General features: G+C 66.5%; 1 protein-coding gene. It reads left to right on the top strand.

Annotation, left to right across the window (positions count from 1 at the left end; translation table 11 throughout):
- The coding region (locus tag I71_RS10590) for a hypothetical protein (protein ID WP_042694704.1) at positions 1-1,221 on the top strand (1,221 nt) is incomplete at both ends.

Raw genomic sequence — 1,221 nt, forward strand, 5'->3', positions numbered from 1 at the left:
ACGGTCGATCCGGTGTCGGACACACCGACCCTGGCGGTTTCGGGCGCGCGGGGTGACGAGGACACCGCCATTGCGCTGACGATCACCCCGGCGCTGACCGACACCGACGGGTCGGAGGCGCTGACGATCACCATCAGCGGCATCCCCGACGGTGCGCATCTCAGCAATGATGCCGGCACTGCCCTGACGATCAGCAACGGCTCGGTCACCCTCACACCGGCGCAGCTTGCCGGTCTGAAGATCACGCCGCCGCTGAACAGCGACGATGATTTCACTTTGACCGTAACGGCGACGGCCAAGGACGGCAGTGCCGCTCCGGTCAGCGTCAGCGAATCACTGGTGGTTACGGTCGATCCGGTGTCGGACACGCCGACGCTGGCGGTTTCGGCCGCGCGAGGGGATGAAGACACCGCCATTGCGCTGACGATCACCCCGGCGCTGACCGACACCGACGGGTCCGAGGCGCTGACGATCACCATCAACGGCATCCCCGACGGTGCGCATCTCAGCAATGATGCCGGCACTGCCCTGATGATCAGCAACGGCTCGGTCACCCTCACACCGGCGCAGCTTGCCGGCTTGAAGATCACGCCGCCGTTGAACAGCGACGTGGACTTCGATCTGACCGTGACGGCGACGGCCAAGGACGGCAGTGCGGCGGTTGCGACGACGACGCAGACGCTGCATGTGACGGTCGATCCGGTGACCGACACGCCGACCCTGACGGTTTCAGCCGCGCGGGGCGATGAGGACACCGCCATTGCGCTGACGATCACCCCGGCGCTGACCGACACCGACGGGTCCGAAGCGCTGACGATCACCATCAGCGGCATCCCCGACGGTGCGCATCTCAGCAATGATGCCGGCACTGCCCTGACGATCAGCAACGGCTCGGTCACCCTCACACCGGCGCAACTTGCCGGCTTGAAGATCACGCCGCCGTTGAACAGCGACGTGGACTTCGATCTGACTGTGACGGCGACGGCCAAGGACGGCAGTGCGGCGGTGGCGGCGACGACGCAGACGCTGCATGTGACGGTCGATCCGGTGACCGACACGCCGACCCTGTCGGTTTCGGCCGCCCGGGGCGATGAGGACACCGCCATTGCGCTGACGATCACTCCGGCGCTGACCGACACCGACGGGTCCGAGGCGCTGACGATCACCATCAGCGGCATCCCCGATGGTGCGCATCTCAGCAATGATGCCGGGCACTGCCTG

The organism is Azospirillum sp. B506 (assembly GCF_000333595.1).
Lineage (GTDB): Bacteria > Pseudomonadota > Alphaproteobacteria > Azospirillales > Azospirillaceae > Azospirillum.